Raw genomic sequence first — 18221 nt, 5'->3', positions numbered from 1 at the left:
GCAATGAACAAGAGCTTAGAGGAAACTGCCGCTCGCCTGGCGCCGGCGATTTTTGTCGTGCTGTGGAGCACGGGATTCATCGGCACCAAATACGTCATCAACAATGCGGAGCCGCTGACCTATCTGGCGATCCGGATGGCGTTCGTGGTGGTGGTGATGGCGATCATCGCTGCGGTCGCTCGGCCGAAATGGCCGGACCGGACAGGCGTTTTCCACAGTGCGGTCGCCGGCATCCTGGTGCACGGCTTCTATCTCGGCGGCACCGCGATTGCGATCGCGCATTCGATTCCGGCAGGCCTGTCGGCGTTGATCCCGGGCCTGCAGCCGATCCTGACCTCGACCATCGCCAACCGCTGGCTCGGCGAGCGCGTCACGCCACTGCAATGGGGCGGGCTCGTGCTCGGCCTCGCCGGCGTCGTGCTGATCCTGCACAACCGGCCGATGACGGGCGATGCAGGGTGGGGCTGGCTTGCCTCCGGCGTCTCGCTGATCAGCATCACGCTAGGGACGCTGTACCAGCGCCGCTACTGCAATCAGATTGACTGGCGCGCCGGCAATCTCGTGCAGTACGTCGTGGTGACGATCTTCTTCGGCATCGGCGCCCGGCTGTTCGAGACCAACATCGTGCATTGGACCAGCGAGTTTGTGCTGGCGATCGCCTGGCTGGTGTTTGCGCTGTCGATCGGCTCGATCGGGCTGCTGTACTGGCTGATCCGTCACCATGCCGCGACCTCGGTCGCGAGCCTGTTCTATCTGGTGCCGGCGGTGACCGCGCTGATGGCCTATGTGCTGTTCGGCGAGCGGCTGGATTACGTCGCCATGGCCGGCATGGGCGCCTGCGCCGCCGCGGTGCTGGTGGTCAACCGCCGCGCCTAATCCTTGCCGCGGATCGTGGCGTAGGCGGCGAGCGCCCGTTCGCGACCTCGTTTGTGATCGACGATCGGCGGCGGATAGGTCTTGCCGAGCTCAATGCCGGCGCTCGCCAGCTCGATCGGCGTCGCTGTCCACGGTTGATGGATCAGGTCGTTGGGGAGCTGTGCGAGCTCCGGCACCCAGCGCCTGACATAGGCGCCGTCTGGATCGAACTTCTCGCCCTGCAGAATCGGATTGAAGACGCGGAAATAGGGCGCGGCATCTGCGCCGGAGCCGGCGACCCATTGCCAGTTCGCGGGGTTGGAGCCGGCATCGGCGTCGACCAACGTGTCCCAGAACCATGCTTCGCCGGCGCGCCAGTCGATCAGAAGGTGCTTCACCAGGAACGAGGCGACCACCATCCGCACCCGGTTGTGCATCACGCCGGTGTGCCAGAGCTCGCGCATCCCGGCGTCCACGATAGGATAACCCGTCAGGCCGCGCTGCCACGCCTTCAGCGCATGGGCGTCGCGTTTCCACGGAAAGGCGTCGAACTGCTCCTGCAAATTCCGATCCGCCATATCAGGCGCATCGAACAGCAGGTGACGGCAGAACTCGCGCCAGCCAAGCTCGCTGAGGAACTTGTCTATATCGCCGGCAAGGCGCGGATGCTCGGCGGCGACGAAGCGGGCGGCATGCCAGACCTGGCGCGGGCTGATCTCGCCGAAGCGCAGATGCGGCGAGAGCCGCGAGGTGCCGTCGCGGTCGGGCCGGTCGCGGTTGCCGGCGTAGCCGCTGATGCTGTCGTCGAGGAACGCCTTCAGCTGCGCCTGGGCGGCGGCTTCGCCGGGGGTCCAGCTTTCGCGCAGGCCGCCGGCCCAATCGGGGCGGGTTGGCTCGAGGCCCCAGTCGTCGAGGGCCTCGCTCACGACGCCGCTGATCGATTTGAGCTTCCTCGGTGGCGGCAGCGGCTCTGGCGGATCGCCGAGGCCCTGCACGCGCCGCCAGAACGGTGTGAACACGCGCAAGGCCCGGTTGTCCTTGTTGCGGATGACCTTGGGGTCGACGAGCAGGTCGCCGGCAAAAATTTGCGAGTCGATGCCGTCAGTTGCGAGCGCAGCTTCGACATCTCTGCCAACGGCTTGATGCGGCGCCTGCGCGACGTCGTTCCAGAGCACCGCGCGCGCATCGGTCTCGCGGGCCAGCGTGGCGATCACGGACGCGGCCGGTCCGGTGCGCAGCACCAGCGTTCCGCCGATCGCCTCAAGGCTCTTGCGAAGCGCGCGCAGCGACTGCGCCAGCCACCATCGCGTCGCTCCCCCGAGGCGGCGCACCGCCGGCGGCATCAAAGCGCGGCTTTCTTCGTCGCGGACATAGAGACCAACCACGGGCACGCCGCGGCTGGCCGCTTCATGCAGGGCCGGGTGATCCGACAGCCGCAGATCGTCGCGGAACCAGACGATGACAGGCTGTGCGCGGGCCACCCGGATGCTGCTTACCAGCCGCTACTTCGGCTGCGGCACGATGCGGATGTAGGGCTTCGGTTCTTTCCAGCCCTGCGGATAGATTGTCTTGGCCTCGTCGTTGCTGACCGAGCCCGCGATGATCACGTCTTCGCCCTGCTTCCAGTCGGCGGGGGTGGCCACGCGGTGAGTGGCGGTGAGCTGCAGCGAGTCGATGACGCGCAGGATCTCCTGGAAGTTCCGGCCCGTGGTCATCGGATAGACCAGCACCAGCTTGATCTTCTTGTCGGGGCCGATAATGAAGACGTTGCGGACCGTCTGATTGTCCGCCGGCGTGCGGGTGAGGGGATCGCCCGACGTCGAGGCCGGCAGCATGTCGTAGAGCTTGGACACGTTGTAATCGGTGTCGCCGATCATCGGGTAGTTCGGCGCGGCACCCTGGGTCTCCTTGATGTCCTCGGACCATTTGGCGTGGCGGTCGACCGGATCGACCGACAAGCCCATCAGCTTGACGCCGCGCTTGTCGAATTCGGGCTTCAGGCGGGCGAGTGTGCCGAGCTCGGTGGTGCAGACCGGGGTGAAGTCCTTGGGATGAGAGAACAAAAGCACCCAGCTGTTGCCAATCCAGTCGTGGAACTTGATTTTCCCTTCGGTGGTCTCAGCTTCGAAGTCGGGGGCGACGGCGCCGATCTGAAGTGCCATGATTTTACCTCATCGCTTTGATGTTGCTGTTAAAATTGTGTTTGAGGTCGTCGGTTCCAGTATAGGACGCGACACGGCTTAAGTGAACGGCTTCTGAAAGAAGATGAAACATTTCTCCTTGAGGGTGGAATTCCAAGCAACTTGTTTTGATCCTGACCTCTACGACGAAATATCAGATGCGGCACAAAAGCTCGGAAATGCCTAGATAAAGCCGCTTATCGCCGTCATCACGCGGGCCCGGGCTGCTATAGGACTGAACCCTGACGGCGTTTAAAGCGACCCAATAGCAACCATATAAAGATCTCGGAATCCAAGTTCCGAATCATTAACCACTCGTTTACGCCCGCATGGAAAAGCTGGCCTGAGATAGGAATTGAAAGCTCCCACAATGTCTACCCCAAGTACCAAGACCGCTGAGGCTCTCAGCGGTGCGTTGCATCCGTCCTGCCGCAAGACCGCCGCCCATGCGCTGACCATCGTGCGCGACGGGGTGATCACCGGCGAAGGCCCGACCACCAAGGGCCGCATCCATTTCTCCCGGTCGCTCGATGCCGATGACGCTGCCTGGTGCGCGCGCATCCTGACGGCGGCCGCGGTCGAACATCAGCCGGTCAGCCGGGCCGAGATCGAGGCGCTGTTCGCGATCGCTGAGGCCGCTGCCGAGCGCAGCGATGGCGGCCGGTTCGACGACCTGCTCGCCAAGGCCATCGCCCATCACGCTGCGTCCGAGTCCGGCCTGCCGGTACCGCCGCGCACGGTGGCGCTGTCGCCGGATACCGCGATCGATCGCTGGGCGCCGACGCAGGGCACCAAAATGGACACCAAGGTTCTGGAATGGATCGCGGGCCGGATGCGCGGTCAGCGCCGCACCGGCCGTGCGCTTGCTGGGATGGTGGCGACGCTGGTCGGCGCGACCGCGCTGCCGCTCGCGGCGCAACTGCCCAACGTGTTCGACATCGGGATGATGTGATCATCCGGGATGATGCCTGCATCATCCCGGACCAACGACTTCAAGCGAGAGCGGCGGGGATCATTTCCCCGCCGTTTTCTGTTTGCCGTCGCTCTCCTCGAGCCCGAGCGTCCGCCCCGGAAACCCGGCGACGTCGAAGTAGCGGGTCGAGAGCACGCGCTGAAATTTCAGCACGGTGCGCAGCCCGTTGGCCGAAGGCTTCTTCGACATGATGGTGCCCTCGGCCATCTTCGGCACGATGCCGTTCGGCAGCGCCTCCGACATCACCCGGCCGATCAAGCCGCCGTTGTTCGGCGCGCGGAGGCCGAGCAATTGCGCCGCGGTCATGCCGACATCGGCGTTGCTGACCGGCAGCGGATCGACGTAGCCGGCCTTGAAGTCGGGGCCGATCGCCGCGGTGAAGTTGTAGGTGTCGCCGCGGCTGAAGCTGCCATGCATGCCCTGGCCCTGGCGCAGCACGGTGTCGGCGATCTGCACCGAGCAGTTGGTCGGGATTTCGCAGCCGCTCGACCAGGAGCGGAAGTTGACCACGATCGACGGATTCGGCGTCACCGCCTTGCCCTTCAGATTGAGGTTCGACATCGGCAGCGTGCCGGGGAAGGTGCCGAGCTTGTCGTCGACGAACAGGCCGCTGACATAGTCCTGCGCCAGCAGCGCCTTGATGACGCGGTCGGCGAGCTTCTTGTCGCGGTTCGGCAGGTAGATCAGGTCCGAGCCGCCATTGGTGGCGATCACGACGTCGGGCTTGGTCGGGTCCTGGCCGAGCACGCCGTTGCCGGCCTTCGGGTGGGCGTTGTCGGCGACCTTGGCGTTCTTGTCGTTGGGGTCGAACAGCGGCAGGTTCAGCGCCTTGGCGAGATCGATCGCCAGGAAGCCCATCGGCAGGAAATCCTTCGGCGTGTCGTCATAGGCGATCTTGGCCGAGGGGCTGGTCTTGCTCTCCTTCGAGATGGTCGAGAAGCCGTGGTCGGAGGAGACCATGATGTTGGTGTTGGCCGAGAGCCCGAGCTCGTCGAGCGCCTTGCGGAGCTGGGCGAGGTTGTTGTCGGCATTCTTGATGCCGGCCATCGAGGTCGGGCCGTTGATGCCGGGGGTGATGGTGTTGAGGCTGTCGCCGGTGTTGTGCTGGCTGCCGTCCGGATCGCGCGACCAGAACACCAGCACGAACGGCTTGTTGCGCGCCTTGAACATCGGCAGCACGACCTTGGTCGCGACGTCGGCCATGTAGGCCTGCTGCGCGACGTTGGCGACGGTGGTGCCGGGTGTCTTGGCGTCGCCCGCCTTGGCATTGTCGCCGCGGCTCGGCGTGGCGAGCGGCAGGCCGGCCTTGGTCAGCGCGTCCTTCATCTCGTCGGAGAGCGGCACGCCGGTCTTGCCGCCGGTGGAATCGTCGACCACGATCGTGTTCTTGCCGCGATCGGTGTGGTCGAACAGCAGGGTCGGGCCAACCTTGCCGATGGCTGCGGTGCTGAAACCCTGGCCGCGCGCCATCTTGAGCAGCGTCTCCTCATTGAGGTAGTCGCCATTGAAGTGATCGTCGATGTCGGCGAGCACGGCGTCGTTTTCGATGAAGGGCACCACGGTGTCGCCGGCGGGCACTGAGGTGTAGCCGGTGAAGATCGTGTTGGAGAACGTGCCGGTGTCGCCGAGATAATGGCCGGTAGACAGCGCCGAGCTGTTCGCCATCGTGAACGTCGGGAACAGCGAGTGCGAATTCTTGAAATGGACGCCCTTGTCGCGGATCTCGGCCATCGCGGGCGCCGTCTGCGGCGTCACGATGCCGCCGCGCAGGCCGTCCGGAACGAACAGGATCAGGTTACGTGGTTTTGCATTTTGCGCGGAAGCGGCACCGGCGGAAAGCGCGATAATGCTCGCGGACAGCAATGTAATGGCACGGCGCATTTTGTTATCCCCCTGATGACGCCCCGCGGCAGCCCGCCGCCGTCTTCGTTTAGTTTTGTCATATGACAGAAATGTTACAGCGCCTGTTCGGCGCGGCAACTGCCTGATTTATCCTGCGGACTTGCGGGTCAACACAGCGTCATTCCGCCGGCTGAATCGCGGTTCTCTCATTGCGCGCAGCGCTGCCGGCATACCCGTACCGTGCATAGAGCGCGGGCAGGACGGCAAGCGTGAGCAGGGTCGCGCTGATCAGTCCGCCGATCACGACGGTGGCGAGCGGCTTCTGCACCTCGGCGCCGGTACCGGTGGCGAAGGCCATCGGCACAAAACCGAGCGAGGCGACCAGCGCGGTCATCACCACGGGCCGGAAGCGGGTGAGGGCGCCTTGCTCGATGGCCTCCCGCATCGGCACGCCGCGCTCGCGCAATTGCCGGACGAAACTCAGCATCACGAGCCCGTTCAGCACCGCAACGCCCGACAGCGCGATGAAGCCGACCGCGGCCGAAATCGAGAACGGCATGCCGCGCAGCCACAGCGCCGCGATGCCGCCGGTGAGCGCCAGCGGCACCGCGCTGAATACCAGCAGCGCATCGCGCGCCGAGCCCATCGCCGCCAGCAGCAACAGGAAGATCATCGCAAAACAGGCAGGTACCACGACGACAAGGCGCTGGCGCGCCGCGGCGAGATGTTCCGACTGGCCGCCCCAGGTCATCCAGTAGCCGGGCGGCAGCTTCACCGATTGCGCGACCTTTGCTTGAGCTTCTTCGACCACCGAGCCAAGATCGCGGCCGCGGACATTGGCGGTCACCACGATGCGGCGCTTGCCGTTCTCGCGGCTGATCTGGTTCGGTCCATCGGCGAAGGAGAACTGCGCAACGCGGTTGAGCGGCAGGCTCTGCACCGGCGAACTCGGCGTTGCCTTCGGCAAGGCGACCGGCAAATTGCTCAACGCCTCGAGGTCGGAGCGCACGCTCTCCGGCAACCGCACCACGATGTCGAAGCTGCGATCACCCTCGTAGACCACGCCGGCATCCTGGCCGCCGACCGCGGCGCCGATCACGTCCTGGACCTCGGAGACGCTCAGGCCACGCCGGGCGATCGCCGCCTTGTCGACCTTGATCTCCAGCACGGGCAGGCCACCGGCCTGCTCGACCTTGACGTCGGTCGCGCCGCGCACGCCGCGCAGCGCGGCGGCGATCTGGTTGGCGGCCTTCTGCATCGGCTCGAACTCGTCACCGAACACCTTGACCGCGATGTCGCCGCGAACGCCTGCGAGAAGTTCGTTGAAGCGCATCTGGATCGGCTGGGTGAATTCATAGACGTTGCCGGGCAGCCGGCCGACCGCCTTCGAGATCTCCTCGATCAACTGCTCCTTGGTCAGCGATGGATCCGGCCACTGCGCCCGCGGCTTCAGGATGATGAAGGTGTCGGACGCGTTCGGCGGCATCGGGTCGCTCGCCACCTCCGCGGTGCCGGTCTTGGAGAAGACGAACGACACCTGCGGGAAGCGGCTGACGGCCTTCTCGACCGAGAGCTGCATCGCCTGCGACTGCGACAGCGCCGTGCTCGGAATCCTGAGCGCGTGCATGGCGATGTTCTTCTCGTCGAGCGAGGGGATGAATTCCTGGCCGAGGCGGAAGAACCCGAACAGGGCGGTCGCGAACAACAGGACCGCCACGGCGATGACGGGCAGCGGCGTCGCAACCGCGCGCCGCAGAAGCGGGCTGTACCAGCGCTTCAATGCGGCAACGAGCCAGTTTTCCTTCTCCTGCACGCGGCCGGTGATGCCGATCACGATCAGCGCGGGTACCAGCGTCAGCGACAGTACGAAGGCGGCGGCGAGCGCCAGGATCACGGTCAGCGCCATCGGCTCGAACATCTTGCCTTCGACGCCGGTGAAGGTCAGCAGCGGAACATAGACCAGGAGAATGATGGCCTGGCCGTAAAGGCTCGGCTGCACCATTTCCACAGCGGACGCCTGCACCGTCGCCAGCCGTTCGTCGCGCGTCAGCACGCGGCCGAGCGCGTGCTGCTTCTCGGCGAGGTGACGCAGGCTGTTCTCGGTGATGATGACGGCACCATCGACGATCAGGCCGAAATCCAGTGCGCCGAGGCTCATCAGATTGGCGCTGATGCGCCCCTGCCACATGCCGATCGCCGTCATCAGCATGGCGATCGGGATCACCAGTGCCGTGATCAACGCGGCGCGAAAATTGCCGAGCAGCACGAACAGCACCGCGATCACCAGCAGCGCGCCTTCGCTCAGATTGCGCGCCACGGTTCCGATCGTCGCATCGACCAGCTGGGTGCGGTCGAGCATGGTCTCGACCGCGACGCCCGCCGGCAAGGACGGCGTGATCGCGCGCAGCTTGGCGTCGACCGCGGCCGACACCGTGCGGCTGTTGGCGCCGATCAGCATCAACGCGGTGCCGACCACGACCTCGCGGCCGTTCTCGCTGGCGCTGCCGGTGCGGGTCTCGCCGCCAATCGAAAGCGTCGCGAGGTCGCGGATCCGGACCGGAACGCCGCCCCGGGTGGTGACGACGACGCCGCCGAGGTCCTCGATATTCTCGAGGCGGCCGCCGGACCGCACCACGAATCCTTCGCCGTTGCGCTCGATATAGCGCGCTCCGCGGCTGACATTGTTGGTCTCGATCGCCTTGGCAACGTCGGCGAAGGTCAGCCCGAGCGCGATCAGCTTCGCCGCATCGGGATGGACCTGGTACTGCTTGAGATAGCCGCCGATCGAATCGACGCCGGCGACGCCAGGCACCATCTTGATCTGCGGCTTGATGATCCAGTCCTGTACCGTGCGCAGATAGGCGTCCTTTTCGACCTCGCTTTGCAGCGCCTGGCCGTCCGCCGTCAGGAAGCGGCCGTCGCTCTGCAGGCCGGGCGCACCGTCGGTCTGCACCTTCTGGCCTGAGTAGTGCACGGTCCACATGTAGATTTCGCCAAGGCCGGTCGAGGTCGGGCCAATTCGCGGCTCGATACCCTGGGGCAGCCGCGCGCGAACCTCGGTCAGACGCTCGCCGACCTGCTGCCGGGCGAAATAGATATCGGTGGCTTCGCTGAATACCGCCGTGATCTGCGAGAAGCCGTTGCGGGAGAGCGACCGTGTGCTCTCCAGCCCCGGCGCGCCCGCCAGCGCCGTCTCGATCGGGAAGGTGATCTGCTTCTCGATTTCTGCTGGCGAAAGCGCCGGGGCCACGGTGTTGATCTGGACCTGCTTGTTGGTGATGTCGGGCACCGCGTCGATCGGCAGCCTGGTCAACGCGAGGCCGCCGAGGAACATCAGGACCGCCGCCAGGGCGACGACGACCCAGCGCCGCTGGATCGCAAGACCGATGATGCGCTCAATCATGGTCGTGCTCCGCCTCGTCCTTCCCGACTTCAGCCTTCAATGTGAAGGTGTTTTGCACCGCAATGGTCTCACCGGCGGCAAGACCTGACAGGATTTCGATGTCGTCATCGTCCTCGCGGCCGGTTCGCACGGACCGCGCCTCGAAGCCGTCGGGATCGCGCACGAATACGGTCGGCGTCCCCTTGATGGTTTGAATGGCTTTCTTCGAGATCATCACGGTCGATGGCGCGCCTGACAGCGGGACCTCCGCGGTTACGAAGGTGCCCGGTTTCCAGCGGTGATCCTTGTTGGGCATGGTCGCGATCACGCGTGCGTTGCGCGTCTCGCGGTCGAGCAGGGGGCTGACGAAAATCACGCCGGCACTCGCTTCATTCTCGGTGCCGATGGCGCGTATCTTGACCGAAACGCCTTCGCGGACCGCGCCGATGTCTTCGGGCGAAACCGCCAGATCGACCCAGATGTCGTCGAGGTTGACGATAACGTAGAGCTCGCTTTCCTGGCCCTCGCGCCCGATCAGCCCGCCGAGATCGACACGTCGTTCGGACACCCGGCCGCTGATCGGCGCGCGCAAAAATTGCGTCCGCAGGCTTTCCGGCGGCTGGTTGGGCAGATCGGCGATCTCGCTCTCCGAAAGGCCGAGCGCAAACAGCTTTTGCCGCGCGCCGTCGAGCTTGATCTGGGCGTCGTTCGCAGTCAGCCGCGTGCGCAGGAACTCGTTCTCCGAGACGATGCGGGTCTCGACCAGCGTCTTCTGCCTGGCGTAGAGCGTCTGCTGCAGGTCGTTGGTGAGCCGCGCGGCGAGGTATTCGCTCTTGGCGTCGGCCACCTCGCGGCTTTCGATTGCAGCGACGATCTCGCCTTTCTCGACCACGTCGCCGAGACGCTTGCGCAGTTCGGTGACCGTCGCGAGCACGCGCACCGAGACGCGGCCGATGTGGTCGGCGTCGGGGATCAGCGATCCCGGCGCGAGGAAATGCCGTTTCAGCATGCCGCCACTGGCCGGTGCGAGCGTGATGCCGGCTTCACGAATCTGGTCCTCGCTGAGCTCGATATGCCCGGGGGCCTCGTGCGTGGCCTCAGCCTTCGGTACGGCGGTGACCGCGGTCTCTTGCGTCGTGGAGGGGAACTTGACCGGCCAGCCGATCCATCCGGCCGCCAGAATGATCAGTGCAATACCGGCAGCCACGCCGGCGAAAAATAGAACAACCCGTTTCATATGCGCCTCTCCGCAGCGCATGCTGATGGCCATGCGCTGTCGCGACATCGATCTGTGCGGAAGCGTGCGCGCTACCGGATGCCGGCGGCGCACGGCCGGTTATGCCGACCGGATCAGGCGCGGGGTGGTTTGAAGGGAGAGAGGCGATCGGCCGACGCCGGCAGCTCGATGCTGCTGTGGCCATAGCTGTGCGGCGCATAAGCGATCGGGAATGCCGTCTCCTGCGACGCCACCGAGGCGACGTGGGTCAGGCAGTGATCGCCATGCAGTGAGGCCGGATGCGCGGGAGCCTTGCCGCCGGTGTCGTTGATCGACTGCGCGATCGAGAAGCTCGGAGCTGCATCGTCATCGCCGTCAAAGGCCCAGCCGTGGAAGAACGATAGCACCAGCGCAAGCGAAATCAGCCCCGCAAGCAGGCTGCGCCAGCGGCGCGATCCTGTTGCATGAGCGGAAGGCTGAATCATGGTGCGCGAGGCGTCCATGGGCCCTAATTAGCGCCGCGACCGCGCGCATTCAAGTTCGACGCCGCGACAGATTGGCCGTGGATACTATAACGTTACACGCTCCGAGGTTCGGCGCATCAGCCAGCGGCGCATTGCCACGACGGCCCAGATCGCTTCGACCAGCCCGAACGGCCATGCGCCCTGCAGGAAACCGTAGGCCGAGCCGAGCGCGCAGGAGACCGCGAAGGCCAGGATGAACCACGGGCTGCGATCCTCGGCTGCGTAGCAGACGAGCATCATGGTTACGGCGAACAAACCGAACAGCGTGAGCGCATCCATTCCGCAGCAGGACCCCTGTTGTAACGCCGTTGATATCTGAGCATGCTTGGGTTGGAATATCCATCCAGCGCCGTCGCCCGAAGGGATTGCCCCATGAAGCGCATGCATGTTCACGTCGCCGTCAAGGACATCCAACAATCGGTCGGCTTCTACTCGGCGTTGTTCGGCGCCGAGCCGACGGTCGTGAAATCCGATTACGCCAAATGGATGCTCGATGATCCCCGCGTCAACTTCGCGATCTCGACCCGCGGCCGCGAGCCGGGGCTCGATCACCTCGGCATTCAGGTAGAGAGCGCCGAGGAGCTCGGTGAGGTCTATGCCCGGCTGCGCAAGGCGGGCGGCGAGGTGATCGAGCAGGGCCAGACGGTGTGCTGCTATGCCAGGTCCGAGAAGTCGTGGATCGACGATCCCGCGGGGATTGCGTGGGAGACCTTCCATACGACAGGTGAGAGCATCGTCTATGGCGACGGCAGCGGTGAGCGGAACGCACGCGTCGCGCACGAGAAGCAGGACGCCAAGCAGAGCGCTGGTTGCGCGCCGGAGCCTCACGCCCTGCCGCCTGAGGCTTCAGTCTGCTGCAGATCGTGAGCTGAGGCACGGTCACGCATACCAACGTCAAGAGGTCGCCGGGGCAGCCCTCACGTCGACGCAGCCGGCTACCGCTGTAAGCAAAGGCTTAATGCCTGCGACATATTATCTCAGCGAAGACTCCCCTCCGTGCTAACAGCCCCTTAACCATGCGGCTTTTGCCAATCAAGGATCCCGAGCGGTCCTGGCGTCTCATCAAGGCACAATGGAAGAAGGACGCTGAAGGCGTCGGAGAGGATTTTGCCACCTTTGGCGGCATCGGAGCCTTTGACGCGCTGACCGCCAGGGAAGGCGACAGTCAGGGGCTGTATCACCTGACCGACGGCGAACGGGTCCACGCGGTCTGCCAGGTCAGGCGTCTGCTGATGAGCCGATACACGTCGCCGGCTCTCAGCGCGCGGTTCATCAATGTCTCTCCGATCTACGATCTCGGCCTCGCCGATGTCAGCGATTACGCACAGATGCTCGTGGCGCTGTTCTCCGGCGTCGTCTGGCTGTCGCGTGATGCTCTGGCGGCCGGCCACATCCGTTTTCTCCTCAAGAGTCCGGGCGATTCGCAATTTTTCGCCGCTCTCAAGGCCGCGACGCCCTTCTCTCCATTCTCGAAATTCAGCATCGAGGGTGCGTTGATCGAATGCACCCTGAAGGAGGCGACCGGGGCCGGCTGATGCGGCCGCGTCCGGAGGAATCCCGTGCCGATCGCGCTCAGCTACTCATCCGCCTTAACAGTCCGATAACTGATTTTCCTAACGACCCCTTGGGTTGTGTTCCCGTAGAAGAGCCCCCGCAGGGGCAGGAAAATGTCGGTTGTGTCAACGAACAGCGTGAAGCCGGAGCACCGGCGGCTGTCGATCAAGCGCATGCTGCGCGCCACCAGGATGGGCGCCATTCAATGGCTCGTTCTGAGCGCCGCGCTGCTGGTGCTCGCCATCACGCTCGGCACCGGGTATCTCGCGTTGCAGTTTCGCGAGCGTGCGCTGGAGATGTCCGAGCGCGAGCTCAACAACACCGCGCTGCTGCTGTCGCGGCATTTCGACCAGCAGCTCAGCGACCTTCAGCATGTCCACGACGACATCGTGAACTATCTGCGGTCGGAACAGGTCGAGACCGCCGATCAGTTCGAGAAGAACATGTCGCTCCTGAGTGTGCACGAGATGCTGCGCACGCGGCTGGCGGCGCTGCCGCATGTCGGCGGGCTCAATCTGTTCAACGCCAAGGGATGGTTGATCAACTCGTCCGAGATGTGGCCGGTGCCCGACATCAGCATTGCGGATCGGCGTTATTTCCAGGAGTTCACCTCGGGGCGGCCCACGTCGCCGGTGATCGTCGAGCCTGCGATGAGCAAGGTGACCGGCAAGTGGACCACGATCTTTGCGCGCAAGATCACCGGGCGCAACGGCGAGATCATCGGCTTCGCGAGCCGAGGCGTCGAGCCCAGCCATTTCGAGGATTTCGTGGCCTCGCTGGCGCTGAACGGCGACACCGTGATTTCGATGATCCATCGCGACGGCACGATCGTCGCGCGCTATCCGCAGGATGCCGGCATCGTGGGAAGCAACATCACCGACCAGCCCTTGTTCCGGAAGATCATTGGTCTTGGCGGTAACACGTCAGGGCGGTTCGTCGGCGCCGCGGGCGAGGAGAATGTCGGCGCGGTCAGGTCACTGTCGCATTTTCCGATCCTGATCCTTGCAACCACACGGACCTCCAGCGCGCTGGAGGATTGGCGCGCCCAGACCAAGTTGCAGTTCTGCGCCGCCGTGCTCGCGGTGCTCATTGTCGTCATGACGATCTTCCTGATCGTCCGCCAGTTGCGGAGGCAGCATGATGCGGCACAGCGCCGGCTGTCCGAGAAGAGCCAGCATCTCGACACCGCCATCAACACCATGACGCAGGGGCTCCTGCTGTTCGACGCCTCGGCGCGGCTCGTGATCTGCAACCAGCGATACATCGACATGTTCGGCCTGTCGCCCGATGTCGCCAAGCCCGGGTGCCATCTGCGCGACCTGATCCTGCATCGACAGGCGCTCGGCTCTTTCGTCGGCGATGTCGATGAGTACTGTGCGCGGTTCACCAATCCCAAGGGTGATGAAATCCGGGACTCGGTGATCATGACGCCTGACGGCCGCAGCATCCGCCTGATCTACAAGCGCGCTCCTGACGGCGGCTGGGCCACCACGCTCGAGGACGTCACCGACGGGCGGCGCGCGCAGGCGCAGATCGAGTATCTCGCGCATTACGATGCCCTGACCAATCTGCCGAACCGGACGCTGTTCCAGCGTCACGCAGAAGAATTGTTGCGCGAGGCTGTCGTCCGCGAGTTCGCGATCCATTACATCGATATCGACGAGTTCAAGCGGATCAACGACACGCTGGGTCATCCGATCGGCGATGAGTTCCTGAGACGGGTCGCCGAGAAGCTGCGCCAATCAGTCGGATCGAACGACTTCATCGCGCGCCTCGGCGGCGATGAATTCGCGATCGTCCAGCATGACATCATATCGGACGACGATGTCAGCGATCTGGTCGCGCGTGTCTATCAGTCGCTGCGTACCCCCTTCGATTGCCTTGGCCATTGGCTGGCGAGCGACGCCAGCATCGGGATTGCGATCGCCCCTCGTCACGGCTCCGACCTGTTCGGCTTGCTCAAATGCGCCGATCTCGCCATGTACGCGGCCAAGGCCGCCGGCCGCAGGACGTATCGGTTCTTCGATCCGGCGATGGAGAAGCAGGCCAATCTGCGCCGCGCGCTGGAGGCCGATCTGCGAAGTGCGTTGGCGCAGGATCGGTTCGAGCTGCACTATCAGCCCCTGGTCGACCTGCGCAGCGACGAGGTCACCGGCTGCGAGGCATTGCTGCGCTGGCGCCATCCGGTGCGCGGCATGGTCTCGCCGGCGGAGTTCATACCTGTCGCCGAAGAGACCGGGTTGATCGAAGAGATCGGGCAGTGGGTGCTGCGCACCGCCTGCATTGAGGCGGCGGCCTGGCCGGCGCATGTGCACCTTGCGGTCAACGTGTCGCCGATCCAGTTCAAGTCGGAGACGCTGGCGCTGAAGGTCGCGAGCGCGCTAGCCGAGAGCGGGCTCGACCCGCGCAGGCTCGAGCTCGAGATTACCGAGGCGGTGCTGATTGCCGATGACGATGCGGCGCTGGTCACGCTCGGCCAGCTGCGCGCACTCGGCGTCCACATCGCGCTCGACGATTTCGGCACCGGCTACTCGTCGCTGCAATATCTGCAGCGCTTCCCGTTCGACAAGATCAAGATCGACCGCAGCTTCGTCAAGGAAGTGACCCGCAACAGCGGATCGGCCTCGATCATTCGCGCGGTGGTCTCGATCGCCGCCGATCGCAACATGATCACGACAGCCGAAGGCGTCGAGACCGATCAGCAGCGCGACACCGTGCAGATGCTCGGCTGCACGCAGATGCAGGGCTACCTGTTCAGCAAGCCAGTGCCGGCGCAGGACCTCCGGACGCTGCTGACCGCCGGTGTCGAGAATGCGGCGTAATTGCCGCGCAACAGCCATATTTCTGGGGTCCGTTCTACCCGCACCGCGCTTCCTCGCTGGTCTCGAAGGGCAGGCAATCAATGAAAACCGCAGCAACGTCCGCGGCCATGCTGCTGTTTGCTTCGTGCGTGGCAAACGCAGAAAGTGGCCTTGCGTCCTACTATCATGGCATCGGCAGAATTGGTGAAATGACCTGCGCGCATCGCAAGCGGCCGTTCGGCAGCATGGTCACGGTGTCCTACCGCGGGAAATCGATCCGGTGCCGGGTCAACGACCGGGGACCGTTCGTTCGCGGACGGATCATCGATGTCTCGACCACGGCGGCCCGCGCGCTCGGCATCCTTCAACTCGGCGTCGCGCACGTGGAGATCGAGTAGCGCACCGCCTGCGGCGGGATCAGGGTTTTGAGGCGGTCGCCCGCTGCTCGGCGATCGCCTTGCGGAGCGTGCGCGACAGCGCCTCGACCGAATAGGGCTTCTGGATCAGCTCGAAGCCGCTATGCGCGTTCTCGGCGAGCACATTGCTGTAGCCGCTGGTCAGCACCACGGGCAGGCCGGGAAACCGGTCGCGGATCACACCGGCGAGCTCGACGCCATTCATGCCGGGCATGATCACGTCAGAGAACACGAGGTCGGCGGCGAACTCGTTCTCGGAAAGGATCGACAGCGCGGCGTTGGCGTTCGCCGCACGCTTGACCGAATAGCCGAGATCCTCGAGCAGCTCGGTGGAGAACTGGCCGACATCGTCATTGTCCTCGACCACAAGCACGCGATAGCCGCGGCCGATCGAGGCCTGCTCGATGCCGGCGCTGGCCGCGACCTTGGCGTCCGCCGGGCGCATCGCTTGCGGCAGATAGATGGTGAATGTCGCGCCGTGTCCCGGCGTAGAGGTGACCTCGATATCGCCATCGGATTGCTTGACGAAGCCGAAGGCCTGGCTCAGCCCAAGGCCCGTTCCCTTGCCGACCTCCTTGGTGGTGAAGAACGGTTCGAAGATCGCGTCGAGATTTTCCGGCGAGATGCCGGTGCCGGTATCCTGGATCGAGACGGTCACGAAATCGCCGCTGCGCGAGGCCTGGGCGCGCAGGGCAGGGATGTGCTTGACCTTCCTGACGCCGATCGTCAGCTGGCCTTCGCCGTTCATGGCGTCGCGGCCATTGACCGCAAGATTGATCAGCGCGGTCTCGAACTGGCCGATATCGGCGATCGCGAAGCAGTCGGGGTCCTCGATCCTGACCTCGATGTGAATCCGCGCGCCGACCAGCGGGCGGATCAGCTGCGTCACGCTGTCGACCTGCGTTCCGACATTGAACACTTCGGGATTGAGCGGTTGCCGGCGCGCGAACGCCAACAGCTGCGCGGTGAGCTTGGAGGCCCGCTCCACGGTCTCGGAGATCGCGTCGATATAGCGGCGGCGCCGCTCGTCCGGCAGCTCGCGGCGGCGCAGGAAATCGGTCGCGGAGCGGATGATGGTGAGCAGATTGTTGAAGTCGTGCGCGACGCCGCCGGTGAGCTGGCCGACGGCTTCCATCTTCTGCGATTGCCGTAGCGCTTCCTCGCCGCGGCGCCGCTCGGTGATGTCGACAGCCTCGGGCACCGCGCCGACGATCGCGCCGTGCTGGTCGCGCAGCGGCCGCATCTCGAAGTCGAAATGGCGGTCGCCGATCGGCAGCCGCAGCGGCAGTTCGGACTTGACATCCTCACCGCGCATCGCCGTGGCGAAAGCATTCCTGATCGTTTCCGGCGCGCCTTCGGTCGCGCTGAACCAGGGCGTCTCCCAGAACAGCTTGCCGACGACATCGGCTGCGTCGGCGCGAATGCCGGCCAGCGCCGTCCGGTTGGCGTAGAGTAACTCGCCGTCCTGGTTGAGCAGCCCCTGATGTTGGTGGCTGGTCTCCAGGATCGCGCGCATCTGCGCCTCGCTCGACTCGAGCTGCGCGGTCCGTTCGATGATGCGTCGCTCCAGTGACTCGTTGAGCTTGCGCAGCTCGATCTCGGCTTCCTTGGCCGCCGTGATGTCGTGGGCGACGCCGATGAAGCCGATATGCTTGCCGTTCGGGTCCCAGCGCGGTTGCGATTCCGAGCGCAGCCAGCGCCAATCGCCCGCGGCATTGCGATAGCGAGCCTCGAGCACGAACGGCTTGAGCGACAATTCGCCGGTGATCTGCTCCTGCAGGATGTTCGGCAGATCGTCCGGATGCAGCGCCTTGCGCCAGTCGAACACGACCGCTTCCTCGAACGGCAGGCCGAGGAAATCCAGATAGGCCTGGTTGGCGAAGGAGCGGGTACGGTCGAGCTTGGTGACCCAGATCGGCACCGGCGCGCTGTTGGCGATCAGGCGGAAGCGTTCCTCGCTCTCGCGCAGGGTTTCCTGCGCCAGCATCTGGTCGGTGACGTCGAGATCGGCGCCGACCAGCCGCAGCGCGCGGCCGCTGTGGTCGCGCTCGATCTTGGCGACGACACGGATCCAGCGGCTCTCGCCGTCGTTGGGGCGGATGATGCGGTACTCGGCGGTGTAATCCTCGCCGCCGGCCTTGAGCACGCCGAACAGGTGGCTGGTGGTTCGTTCGCGATCGTCGGGGTGGATGCGCGCGACCCAGTTCTCGTAGGTCTCGTTGACCTCCTCGGGCGGCAGGCCGTGGACCAGCAGATATTCGGGGGAGCGGCGGTTGCGCACGCCGTCGCGAAAATCGATCTCGAGCCCGCCGACCCGCGCGATGCGCTGGATCCGCGCCAGCTCGGCCTCGCGCTCCTGAAGCTCGCGATGGGCCCGATCGCGTTCGCGCGCGATCTTCTCAAGGTGCCGCCGCAGCCGTTCGGCTGCCGCAGCTTCGGGAAGCACATCAGAGGGATCGGGTGGGGTCATTCGCGCCG

Annotated in this window: 14 protein-coding genes; 6 read left to right on the top strand and 8 right to left on the bottom strand. The window is 64.9% G+C overall.

Annotated elements, in window-relative coordinates:
- Window positions 1-3: 3 nt before the first annotated feature.
- A complete protein-coding gene (locus AKN83_RS21700) occupies window positions 4-876 on the top strand; it encodes a DMT family transporter (RefSeq protein WP_050405585.1) in 873 nt (290 codons plus the stop codon).
- Here AKN83_RS21700 and AKN83_RS21695 read toward each other — a convergent pair.
- Together AKN83_RS21695 and AKN83_RS21690 are read right to left on the bottom strand one after the other, a co-directional pair.
- Window positions 873-2336 (bottom strand): cryptochrome/photolyase family protein, encoded by a 1464-nt coding sequence (locus tag AKN83_RS21695; protein ID WP_083992154.1) that lies wholly within the window; start codon window positions 2334-2336, stop codon window positions 873-875. The genes AKN83_RS21700 and AKN83_RS21695 overlap by 4 nt on opposite strands.
- Before the next feature lie 21 nt (window positions 2337-2357).
- Window positions 2358-3017 carry a peroxiredoxin gene (locus AKN83_RS21690; RefSeq protein ID WP_050405583.1) on the bottom strand — a complete coding sequence of 220 codons (660 nt, stop codon included), beginning with the start codon at window positions 3015-3017 and terminating at the stop codon, window positions 2358-2360.
- Between the two features lie 388 nt (window positions 3018-3405).
- Between AKN83_RS21690 and AKN83_RS21685 the strand changes: the two genes are divergently transcribed.
- Entirely contained in the window at window positions 3406-3987 is a 582-nt protein-coding gene (locus tag AKN83_RS21685) for a hypothetical protein (RefSeq protein ID WP_050405582.1), read from the top strand.
- 60 nt (window positions 3988-4047) lie between these two features.
- On the opposite strand, the gene AKN83_RS21680 is transcribed toward AKN83_RS21685, so the two are convergent.
- From AKN83_RS21680 to AKN83_RS21660, 5 genes are all read right to left on the bottom strand, one after another.
- The gene (locus AKN83_RS21680; RefSeq protein WP_050405581.1) at window positions 4048-5889 is read right to left on the bottom strand and encodes an alkaline phosphatase family protein; all 1842 of its coding nucleotides are present in this window, start codon (window positions 5887-5889) and stop codon (window positions 4048-4050) included.
- 139 nt (window positions 5890-6028) lie between these two features.
- Entirely contained in the window at window positions 6029-9253 is a 3225-nt protein-coding gene (locus AKN83_RS21675) for an efflux RND transporter permease subunit (RefSeq protein WP_050405580.1), read from the bottom strand.
- Window positions 9246-10469: an efflux RND transporter periplasmic adaptor subunit gene (locus AKN83_RS21670; protein ID WP_050405616.1), complete on the bottom strand. Its 1224-nt coding sequence runs from the start codon at window positions 10467-10469 to the stop codon at window positions 9246-9248. Before AKN83_RS21670 ends, AKN83_RS21675 begins: the two co-directional genes overlap by 8 nt.
- 113 nt (window positions 10470-10582) lie before the next feature.
- Window positions 10583-10933 (bottom strand): hypothetical protein, encoded by a 351-nt coding sequence (locus AKN83_RS21665; RefSeq protein ID WP_157113496.1) that lies wholly within the window; start codon window positions 10931-10933, stop codon window positions 10583-10585.
- 84 nt (window positions 10934-11017) lie between these two features.
- Complete coding sequence (locus tag AKN83_RS21660; protein WP_050405578.1) at window positions 11018-11251, bottom strand: hypothetical protein; 234 nt, start codon at window positions 11249-11251, stop codon at window positions 11018-11020.
- Between the two features lie 93 nt (window positions 11252-11344).
- On the opposite strand from AKN83_RS21660, the gene AKN83_RS21655 reads away from it, so the two are divergent.
- The 4 genes from AKN83_RS21655 (at window position 11345) to AKN83_RS21640 (ending at window position 15725) form a co-directional block, all read left to right on the top strand.
- Complete coding sequence (locus AKN83_RS21655) at window positions 11345-11839, top strand: ArsI/CadI family heavy metal resistance metalloenzyme (protein WP_050405577.1); 495 nt, start codon at window positions 11345-11347, stop codon at window positions 11837-11839.
- Window positions 11840-11997: 158 nt separating this feature from the next.
- Window positions 11998-12507, top strand: coding sequence for a hypothetical protein (locus tag AKN83_RS21650; protein ID WP_157113495.1), 510 nt, complete (start codon window positions 11998-12000; stop codon window positions 12505-12507).
- Between the two features lie 132 nt (window positions 12508-12639).
- Window positions 12640-15348, top strand: a complete 2709-nt coding sequence (locus AKN83_RS21645; RefSeq protein WP_063695456.1) for a bifunctional diguanylate cyclase/phosphodiesterase — start codon at window positions 12640-12642, stop codon at window positions 15346-15348.
- Between the two features lie 107 nt (window positions 15349-15455).
- A complete protein-coding gene (locus tag AKN83_RS21640) occupies window positions 15456-15725 on the top strand; it encodes a septal ring lytic transglycosylase RlpA family protein (protein WP_083992153.1) in 270 nt (89 codons plus the stop codon).
- 19 nt (window positions 15726-15744) lie between these two features.
- Here the strand turns inward: AKN83_RS21640 and AKN83_RS21635 are convergent, their stop codons facing one another.
- Window positions 15745-18213, bottom strand: a complete 2469-nt coding sequence (locus tag AKN83_RS21635; protein ID WP_050405574.1) for a PAS domain-containing hybrid sensor histidine kinase/response regulator — start codon at window positions 18211-18213, stop codon at window positions 15745-15747.
- Between the last annotated feature and the right edge of the window lie 8 nt (window positions 18214-18221).

The organism is Bradyrhizobium embrapense (assembly GCF_001189235.2).
GTDB lineage: Bacteria > Pseudomonadota > Alphaproteobacteria > Rhizobiales > Xanthobacteraceae > Bradyrhizobium > Bradyrhizobium embrapense.
The sequence above is the reverse complement of the archived record's forward strand: the minus strand, read 5'-3'. Positions and strand labels throughout refer to the sequence as shown.